This window comes from Methylibium sp. (assembly GCF_031393925.1).
Lineage (GTDB): Bacteria > Pseudomonadota > Gammaproteobacteria > Burkholderiales > Burkholderiaceae_C > Methylibium.
This window is the reverse complement of record NZ_JANMWL010000278.1, coordinates 1-9520: the sequence shown is the minus strand read 5'-3', so window position 1 is coordinate 9520 and position 9520 is coordinate 1. Positions and strand designations below refer to the sequence as shown.

The 9520-nt window shown below is 66.7% G+C and carries 8 protein-coding genes; 5 read left to right on the top strand and 3 right to left on the bottom strand.

The genetic code is table 11. The features are described 5' to 3' along the window. From RMO12_RS14580 to RMO12_RS14565, 4 genes are all read left to right on the top strand, one after another. Positions 1 to 2349 (top strand): molybdopterin oxidoreductase family protein (locus tag RMO12_RS14580; protein ID WP_309639839.1); only part of this gene is annotated, 2349 nt, incomplete at its 5' end. Between the two features lie 25 nt (positions 2350 to 2374). Beyond that, positions 2375 to 3112 carry a 4Fe-4S dicluster domain-containing protein gene (locus tag RMO12_RS14575; RefSeq protein WP_309639838.1) on the top strand — a complete coding sequence of 246 codons (738 nt, stop codon included), beginning with the start codon at positions 2375 to 2377 and terminating at the stop codon, positions 3110 to 3112. Between the two features lie 67 nt (positions 3113 to 3179). Continuing rightward, entirely contained in the window at positions 3180 to 4136 is a 957-nt protein-coding gene (locus RMO12_RS14570; RefSeq protein ID WP_309639837.1) for a DmsC/YnfH family molybdoenzyme membrane anchor subunit, read from the top strand. Positions 4137 to 4323: 187 nt separating this feature from the next. After that, positions 4324 to 5064: a sulfite exporter TauE/SafE family protein gene (locus tag RMO12_RS14565; protein WP_309624540.1), complete on the top strand. Its 741-nt coding sequence runs from the start codon at positions 4324 to 4326 to the stop codon at positions 5062 to 5064. A 54-nt stretch (positions 5065 to 5118) separates the two neighbouring features. Here RMO12_RS14565 and RMO12_RS14560 read toward each other — a convergent pair whose 3' ends face one another. From RMO12_RS14560 to RMO12_RS14550, 3 genes are read right to left on the bottom strand one after another with little or no spacing between them, the layout of a single operon-like run. Then, the gene (locus RMO12_RS14560) at positions 5119 to 5577 is read right to left on the bottom strand and encodes a cyclic nucleotide-binding domain-containing protein (RefSeq protein WP_309624539.1); all 459 of its coding nucleotides are present in this window, start codon (positions 5575 to 5577) and stop codon (positions 5119 to 5121) included. A 34-nt stretch (positions 5578 to 5611) separates the two neighbouring features. Further along, entirely contained in the window at positions 5612 to 7057 is a 1446-nt protein-coding gene (locus RMO12_RS14555) for a sigma-54 dependent transcriptional regulator (protein WP_309624538.1), read from the bottom strand. Then, positions 7054 to 8100, bottom strand: a complete 1047-nt coding sequence (locus RMO12_RS14550) for an ATP-binding protein (RefSeq protein WP_309639836.1) — start codon at positions 8098 to 8100, stop codon at positions 7054 to 7056. Before RMO12_RS14550 ends, RMO12_RS14555 begins: the two co-directional genes overlap by 4 nt. Positions 8101 to 8225: 125 nt before the next feature. On the opposite strand from RMO12_RS14550, the gene RMO12_RS14545 reads away from it, so the two are divergent. Continuing rightward, entirely contained in the window at positions 8226 to 9161 is a 936-nt protein-coding gene (locus tag RMO12_RS14545) for a LysR family transcriptional regulator (RefSeq protein ID WP_309639835.1), read from the top strand. The last annotated feature ends 359 nt before the right edge of the window (positions 9162 to 9520 follow it).

Here is a 9520-nt window from a genome sequence, read left to right as displayed (position 1 = left end):
ACCGCCGAGGACCACCACTCCAACCCGCTCAAGATCGCGCTCTCCAAGTTCAAGCGCGGCGGCGGTCGCTTCGTCTCGATCAACCCGATCCGCACCGGCTATTCGGCCATCGCCGACGAATGGGTGCCGATCCGCCCCGGCAGCGACGGGGCGCTGCTGCTGGCGCTGATCCATGTCGTCATCGACAAGGGCCTCTACGACCGCGAGTTCCTGGCGCGCTACACGAACGCCGGGCAGTTGGTGAACCAGACCGAAGGCGATGACGACTTCGGCCTGTTCGCGATGGACGCCGACGGCGACGTGGTCAACCCCGACTACCCGCACAACAAGTTCTGGTGGGACCGCCACAGCGACGCGCTGGTGCCCACCCACACCGTCGGTGCCGACCCCAGGCTGCACGGCGAATACGCATTGCCCGACGGCAAACGGGTCAAACCGTCGTTCCAGTTGCTGGTCGAGCGCGTCAAGGACTACACGCCCGAATGGGCCGCCGAGCTGACCGGCATCCCCGCGGCCACCATCTACCGGCTCGCGCACGAGATGGGCGTGACCGCGCGCGACCACAAGATCCACCTGCCGATCGCGTGGACCGATTCCTGGGGCGTCGAGCACCAGACGGTGACCGGCAATCCGGTCGCCTTTCATGCGATGCGCGGGCTGGCCGCCCATTCCAACGGCTTTCAAACGGTGCGCAGCCTGGCGATCCTGATGAGCCTGCTCGGCACCATCGACCGGCCCGGTGGCTTTCGGCACAAGGCGCCGTTTCCGCGCGCCATTCCACCGATCGCCAAGCCGCCGCGCGGGCCACAGGACATCAAGCCGAACAGCCCGCTCGAGGGCATGCCGCTGGGCTTTCCGGCCGACCCGAACGACCTCTGCGTCGACGACGACGGCAAGCCGGTGCGCATCGACAAGGCGTTCTCGTGGGAGCACCCGCTGTCGGTTCACGGAATGATGCACAACGTGATCACCAACGCCTGGCGCGGCGACCCCTACCGCATCGACACCTTGTTGATCTTCATGGCGAACATGGCCTGGAACTCCAGCATGAACACCAGCGAAGTGCGCGACATGCTCAATGACAAGCACGAGGACGGCGACTACAAGATTCCCTTCCTGGTGGTGTGCGATGCGTTCCAGTCGGAGATGACGGCGTTCGCCGACCTGATCCTGCCCGACACCACCTACCTCGAGCGCCACGACGTGATGTCGATGCTCGACCGTCCGATCTCGGAATTCGACGGGCCGATGGACGCCGTGCGCATCCCGGTGGTCGAGCCGCACGGCCTGTGCAAGCCGTTCCAGGAGGTCATCGTCGAGCTGGCCGGACGTCTCGGCCTACCGGCCTTCACCAAGCCGGACGGCTCGCGCAAGTTCAGCGGCTACCCCGACTTCGTCGTCAACTACGAGACCGCGCCCGGCTCGGGCATCGGCTTCCTGGCCGGCTGGCGCGGCGCCGACGGAGCCAAGTCGATCTGCGGCGAACCGAACCCGAAGCAGTGGGAGATGTATGCGAAGAACAACTGCTTCTTTCATTACGAGATGCCGCCGTCCTACCAGTACATGCGCAACTGGAACAAGGGCTACATGGACTGGTCCAAGAGCGTGCGCATGCGCCGCGATGCCGACCCGATCCTGATCCACATCTACTCGGAGGTGCTGCAGAAGTTCCGCCTCGCGGCCCAAGGCCGACGCGCCGGCAAGCAGCCGCCCGAGCATCTGCGCGAGCGCGTCGCACTCTATTTCGACCCCTTGCCGTTTCATTACGAGCCGCTCGAGCTACAAGCCATCGACCGCGCCGTGTACCCGCTCAATGCGGTCACGCAGCGGCCGATGGCGATGTACCACTCGTGGGACTCGCAGAACGCCTGGCTGCGGCAGATCCACAGCCACAACTACCTGTTCGTCAACCCGCTGACGGCGCGCGCTCGAGGCATCGCCGATGACGACTGGATCTGGGTCGAGTCGGCCTGGGGCAAGGTGCGCTGCATGTGCCGCTACAGCGAGGCGCTCGAGCCCGGCACCGTGTGGACCTGGAACGCCATCGGCAAGGCATCGGGCGCTTGGCAGCTCGGGCCGCAGGCCAACGAATCGCAGAAGGGCTTCTTGCTCAACCACCTGATCACCGAAGAGCTGCCCGCCACCCAGGGCGCGGGGGCGCTGTCCAACTCCGACCCGATCACCGGCCAGGCCGGTTGGTACGACGTGCGCGTTCGCATCTACAAGGCCGAGGCCGACGAACCGCGGCGCACTGCGCCCGAATTCGCGGCCTTGAAACCCTATCCCGGCGCAGCCAAGGTCCGTCGCATCTGGCAAGCCTACTTTGCCGGCGGCGGCGCCGGCGAGTGACCGAGCACCGTTCCGAAAGAAGCCCATGACACAACTCGCGCTCGTCATCGATCTGAACGTCTGCGTCGGCTGCCATGCCTGCGTGACCAGTTGCAAGTCCTGGAACACGTCCGGCAGTGCCGGCTTCCTGGCCGACGACCGGCCTTACGACGCCGACCCGACCGGCACCTTCTTCAACCGGGTGCAGACCTTCGAGGTCGGCGAGTTCCCGAACACCGAGACCGTGCACTTCCCCAAGTCCTGCCTGCACTGCGAAGACCCGCCGTGCGTGCCGGTGTGCCCGACCGGCGCGAGCTACAAGCGCAAGGAAGACGGCATCGTGCTGGTCGACTACGACAAGTGCATCGGCTGCGGCTACTGCGCCTGGGCCTGCCCCTACGGCGTGCGCGAGCTTGATGAACACCGGCTGGTGATGACCAAGTGCACCTTGTGCGTCGACCGCATCTACAACGAAGACCTCGCGCCACAAGACCGCCGCCCGGCCTGCGTGATGGCCTGCCCGACCAGCGCACGTTTGTTCGGCGACGTACACGACCCCGAGTCGGAGGTCTCGACCGCCATTCGTGAGCGCGGTGGCTACCAGCTCATGCCCGAATGGGGCACGGCGCCCTCCAATCACTACCTGCCGCGCCGCAAGGTCGAGATCAAGCTGCGGGACGACGAAGTGATGCGCCCGGACAGCCCGAAAAAGCTCGATGCGCCAGCGCCGCGGCCGGGCACCCAGCGCTCGACCCTGGACGACGCCGCCAACTTCTCCGGCTGACGCCCGCCGTGGTCGCGCGCGTTTTTGCGGCCCATCCGCCAGCGATTTCTTCACCAGGAACACTGCCATGCACCCGGGCTTCTCGGTCATCTTTCTCACCACGCTGATCGGCGCCGGCCAGGGGCTCTTTCTCGCCCTCTATGCGGCCGACGTGGCCCAGGCGCTGCGCTTGATCGAGCTCAGCGGCGACCGGGCCTTCTTTGCCTTCGGCTCGCTCATTGCGCTGGTGTTCACCGGCGCCGGAGCCATAGCTTCACTGTTCCACCTCGGCCATCCCGAGCGCGCCTGGCGCGCGATGGCGATGTGGCGCACCTCATGGCTCTCGCGCGAGGGCATCGCCCTGCCGTTGTTCATGTTGCTGGTGTTGCTCTACGGCCTGGCGCACTGGTTCGCCTGGCCGGTCGCGCGCGCCATCGGCGCCGCGGCGACGGTGCTGTGCTTCGCACTCTTCATCTGCACCGGCATGATCTACGCGTGCATCAAGTTCTTGCAGGAATGGGCCAGCCCCTTGACGGTCATCAACTACACCGTGCTCGGCTCGGCCTCGGGCTTCACCTTGGCCACCGCGTTCGCAGCCCTTGCGGCCGACAACCTGGTGGCGCCCTACGGCATCGCAGCCATCGCGCTCACCCTGCTGGGACTGGCCACGCGCAGTGCGTCCCTGCTGCGCAACGGGCGCATCAAGCGCAAGTCAACGATGCAGTCGGCCACCGGCATTCATCACCCGCGCATCGTTCAAAAATCGATGGGCTTCATGGGCGGCTCGTACAACACGCGCGAGTTCTTTCACGGGCGCAGCAAGGGCTTCCTGCGCTCGATCAAGTGGGTGTTCCTGGCGCTGGCGTTCGTCGCGCCGCTGTTGCTGTTGGGCCTGGGCGTGGGCCTGGGCAAGCCCGGCGCCGCGTCGGCGAGCCTGTTGTGCATGGCCTTCGTGGTCCAGTACGCAGGGCTGATCGCCGAGCGCTGGTTCTTCTTCGCGCAGTCCAACCACCCGCAGAACCTCTACTACCAGGCCATTTCCTGAACGACTCGGCTGAAACATCGCATCGGCACGACGTGGCCATGCGCTCGCGCCCCATTGCCGTCTTTGCTCCTTCCCCCTCTGGGAGAAAGCCGGGATGGGGGCCGGCCGGTAGCCGCGTAAGCCCCCCCGCCGAACACCCGTGCTGCAAAGCGGCCCCGAGGTCCACCATGGGCACAGCCGCCAGTCCATGATCTGGCTCGCCGCGGTGGCCATCGTCGTCGGCCTGCTGATCGGCATGGTCGGCGTTGGCGGAGTGCTGCTGATTCCCGCGCTCGGCCTGCTGACGCCGTTGTCCATCCAGGCGTCGATGGCCACGGCCTTGTTCACCTTCGTGTTCACGGGCGTCGCCGCGACCTTGCTGTTCCAGCGCCGGGGCAGCATCGACTGGTCGCTCACCGTGCCGCTGTGTGCCGGAGGCGCGGTGTTCGGTTTCGTGGGGGCCTGGGCCAACTCGAAGCTCGACGCACCGGTGTTGACGGTGATCCTCGCGGTGCTGATCGTGCTGGCGGGCGTCTACACGCTGTTCGGCAACGCCGCAGCGCGGTCGACGGCGTTCGCGGGCAGGCCGCGTGCACAACGCAAGCTGCTGTTCGCCGTCGGCGCCGTGACGGGCTTCGGCTCGGGCCTGACCGGCGTCGGCGGGCCGGCGCTGTCGGTGCCGATGATGGTGATGCTGGGCTTCCCGCCGCTGGCCACCGTCGGCGCCAGCCAGGTCGTGCAGATCCTGGCTGCCGCGTCGGGCAGCGCCGGCCATCTGGTGCACGGCGCGATCGATTTCAAGCTCGCTGCCATGCTGGTCGTGTTCGAGGTCGTCGGCGTCTACATCGGCGTGCACTTGGCCCATGCCGTGAATGCAACAACACTGCGCCGCGGCGTCGGCTTGCTGTGCATCGCCGTCGGGGCCGGGCTGCTGATCGGCTTGATGTAGAGCGTCGCCGAAGGAGGGCGCTTGCCATCGCCGCGCTTGCGCGCGGCGCCGTGCTCAACCGGCGGCGAAGGCGGTCAAGGTGCCGGTGATCAGGCGGTTGAGCTGGCACATCAGGCGATAGCCCAGCGTGTGGTCTGCCTCCATCAGGCCGAGCAACCCCGCACCGTCGATGGCCAGCAATGCGCACGGCGTCAGGCACGACGCGGTCGCGATGCGCACGCGCGAGGCGGGCGTCAGCGCGGCCCACCCGAACACATCGCCGCGCCGGAGAAAGTCGCCCGCGCTGGCGTTGCGGCTGCCCAGGCCGATGGCCAGCCTCACCATGCCCTGCACGAGCACATAGGCGGTCATGGCCGGCTCGCCGAGGTGGTAAATCTGTTGCCCCTCGCCGCACTCCTCCAGGCGGCTGAGTTGCGCCACGCTGCGCAATTGTTTGGGCGCCAGCTGCTGGAAAAAATCGGTCTGCGACAGGATCTCTAGCGGCGTCATCGTCGCGGTCGGCTGGTTCGTCATGGCTAGCTCCCTGGGGCTGATGTGCTGTGGCGCATCAGCTCGTTTGTTTGGGCCGGCGGGGCCCGTCGGGCGCGCTCGTGCCGCGATCGCCATCGCGGTACAGGCCCCAGTTGCGACGCCGCATCCACAAGGCCTTGCGCCCGATGCCCAGGATGGCCGCCAACGCGGTTTCGCTGTGGCTGTCCTGGTAGAGCGTGATCACTTCGCGGATGTATTCCTCGATCGACAGCGGCGCGCCTTCGATCTTCAAGACCAGTTCGTCGGTCATCGGCAAGGCGATCATGTCTTCGAGTTCGGCGGCCGTCAGCAGGTCGGACTCGGCCAGGATCACGGCACGCTCGATGACGTTTTGCAGTTCGCGCACGTTGCCCGGCCAGCTGTACTGTTTGAGAAGGTCGATGAAGTCCTGGCGCATGCCGCGCACGCGGTTGCCGAACTTGCGGCTGCACTGCTGCATGAACCGCCTGGCAAGTACCTCGATGTCGCCACCCCGGTCGCGCAGCGGCGGCACATTGATGGTGATGACGTTCAAGCGGTAGAAGAGATCGGCACGGAAGCTGCCGTTTTCTGCGCTCTCCTTGAGATTGCGATTGCTGGCCGCCAGGAAGCGCGTGTCGGTGCTGTAACTGTGGCTCGACCCGAGCGGGCGCACTTGGCGCTCCTGGATGACGCGCAGCAGCTTGACCTGGACGTTGAGCGGCATCTCGGAAATCTCGTCGAGAAACAGCGTGCCGCCGCTGGCCTCGCGGATCAGGCCTTCGCTGGCCGTCACCGCCCCCGTGTAGGCGCCCTTGGCATGGCCGAACAGCTCGGACTCGATCAATTCGGACGGAATCGCCCCGCAGTTCACCGGCACGAACGGTCGGTTCGCGCGACTGCCGCCGAAGTGGATCGCCTGCGCGACCAGTTCCTTGCCGGTGCCGCTCTCGCCCTGGATCAGCACGTTCGTGTCGGTGTCGACGACGCGCTCGATCATCGCCTGCAGCCGTTTGATGCCCTCGCTCTCGCCGATGATCTCGTTCTGCGCGAAGGCCTTGCGAAGGCTGCGCTTGAGCGCCAGGTTCTCCTTGCGGGTGCGCCTTTCGCCCAGCGCACGCTCGACCGAGAACAGGAAGTCGTCGTTGTCGAACGGCTTGATGATGTAGTCGTTGGCGCCGCGGCGCAAAGCCTCGATCGCGCTCTCGACCGACGAGAAGCTGGTCATCAGGATGACTTGCGTCTCGGCATGCGCCTGCTTCGCCGCGGCAACCACGTCCAGCCCGCTCGCGTCGGGCAGGCGCAGGTCGGTGATGACCAGATCGAACTCGTCGCCTGCGATCTGTTCCAGGGCCTGGCTGGCGGTGCGGGTGACGACGCATTCGTGGCCGCGACGCAGCAGCAGCATCTCGACGCAGTCGCCGACGTTGTGATCGTCGTCGACGACGAGAATCCGTGCCGAAGAGGCCCGCCGCTGCGACTCGCCGATGGGGGGCGTGGTCATGGTCTTGCCCGCGGCAGTTCGACGCGAAAGGACGCGCCCCGCGGGGTGCGGTCGGCGTTCAGGCTGCCGCCGTGTTCGAGCACGATTTCGCGGCTGATCGCCAGGCCAAGACCGGTGCCGTGAGCCGCTGACCGGGTGGTGAAAAAGGGCTCGAACATGCGCGAGCGCACCGCCTCGGAGATGCCGGGGCCGGTGTCGCTGACGACCACTTCCACGGCCCCGCCGGCCGTGGCGGTATCGATGCCCAGGCGCCCGCTCCCGTCCATCGCCTGCACCGCATTGAGCAACAGGTTCAAGAAAACCTCGGAGAGCTGCCCGGTGTTGCCGACCACGAGCGCCGCCGGGTCGCAACGCCACTGCAGGTCGATCCGATCGAGCAGCCCGTCCTGGCGCATGACCTGCAACGCTTCTTCAATCGCAACGTCGACCGGGAAGCGGGCACGAGGCTCGTCGCCGACGCGCGAGAACCGCACCAGGCGGCGCGATATGTCGAGAATTTTTCTCACGCTGCCGGCGATATTGCTCAGACCCTTTTGAAGCAGTTCCGGGCCCGGCGGCGGTTCGGAGCGCAGGATCTGCACGACGGAATGCAGCGACGTGAGCGGATTGCTGATCTCGTGACACACCCCCGCCACCATGAAGCCGAGCGCCGCAAGCCGCGCGGTCTGCACGTCCGCGACCTGCAGCTGCCGCAACTCGGTCTGGTCAATGATGATCAGGCACGCGCCCCAGTCGGTGCGGCGCACCACGAGCCGCTCATGCACCACCTCGCCCGAGGGCAGGCTGCGGGTGGTGTCGACCTCCTGGGGCGTCAACCACGGCGGCTCGCCCCGCAGGGCCGCGACGTAGTGCCCGGCACGCTCGCGCAGGCTGCTCGGCGGCGCCGCAGCGGGGAGCTGGCTGGCCGGCGCATCGGCTTCTTCGCTGGTGACGATCACGGCGCCGTCCTGGCCCAGCATCAGCGCCGGCCACGGAATTACCTTGAAGATCGCATTGAACACGTCAAGGGACGCATGGTGGGCTCGCATCGGATTCGTCAGCATGGATCGGGCAGCTCGGCTCCGGACGGCGATCGTATAAAACCCCTCGGTTCGCTGCAATAGAGGGCGACCCGACAAAGTGTTCACCGAGGCGCGGCCTCTTGCGGTGCGTCGCTACACTGCCCCGCGTGGAAACCAAGTGGCTCGAAGACTTCGTGAGCCTGGCCGAGACGCGCAGCTTCTCGCGCTCGGCGCAACTGCGGCATGTCACGCAACCGGCCTTCAGCCGGCGCATCCAGGCGCTCGAGGCCTGGGCCGGCACCGACCTGGTGGATCGCTCGTCCTACCCGACGCGGCTCACCCCGGCCGGCGAGACGTTTCATGCGCAGGCCATCGACATCATCGGCGCGCTGCAGACCACGCGCAACCTGATGCGCAGCCACCGGCCGGCGGATCAGGACATGATCGAGTTCGCGGTGCCGCACACCCTGGCGTTCGCGTTCTTTCCGCATTGGGTGATGGACTTGAAGCGCGACTTCGGCGCGCTCAAGAGCCGGCTCATCGCGCTCAACGTGCATGACGCGGTGCTGCGCCTGGCCGAAGGCAGCTGCGACCTGCTGATCGCCTACCACCACCCGGCGCAGCCGCTGCAGCTCTCAGCCGAGCGCTACGAGATGCTCACGCTCGGCCACGAGTCACTGCGCGCCTATGCCAAGGCCGGGCCCGACGGCCAGCCGTTGTTCCGCCTGCCCGCGCGTGCCAATGAGGGCCTGCCCTTCCTTGCGTACGCGGCCGGTGCCTACCTCGGGCAGATGGTCGACCTCATCATCAAACAGGCGGTGCAGGCCGGCACGGTAATGGCGCCGCTCGATGCGATCTACGAAACCGACATGGCCGAAGGCCTCAAGGCGATGGCGCTCGAAGGCCACGGCCTGGCCTTCCTGCCGGCCAGTTCGGTGAGAAAAGAGCTGCACACCCGCAGCTTGGTCCCGGCCGCGTTGGCGGGCAGCTTCGAGCTGACGATGGAAGTGCGCATCTACCGCGAACGCGCCGAGGTGGCCCGGCATGTGAAGCCCGGCGTGCAGGCGCTCTGGCAGCACCTGGCGGCGGCGGCCACGCGCTGAGTCACGGGTGCCCAACGGACGGCGCAACCGCGGCCGTCGGCCCGATGTCCTACAGCCATTTGGGAGCGTTGACGGCACCGCCCTATGGCTGGGAACGCTAGGGTGTCTTGCTTGAAATCGAGCGAGAGATCAGCCAATGGAATCGACCGAACAGAACGCGCATCCGGCACGCGGCAATGAACGTGGCGAGCGCTCACTGGCAAACCCTGGCGCCGGCTGCGGCATGATCGCGTTGTGATTTCAAACTCAAGGTTTTTCAAGGAGTCCGAATGAAAAGATCATTGCTCGTCCTGGTGGCCGCGCTGGCCGTTCTTGGTTCTGCACGGGCCGAGGACACGCTCGAGAAGCTCAAGGATTCG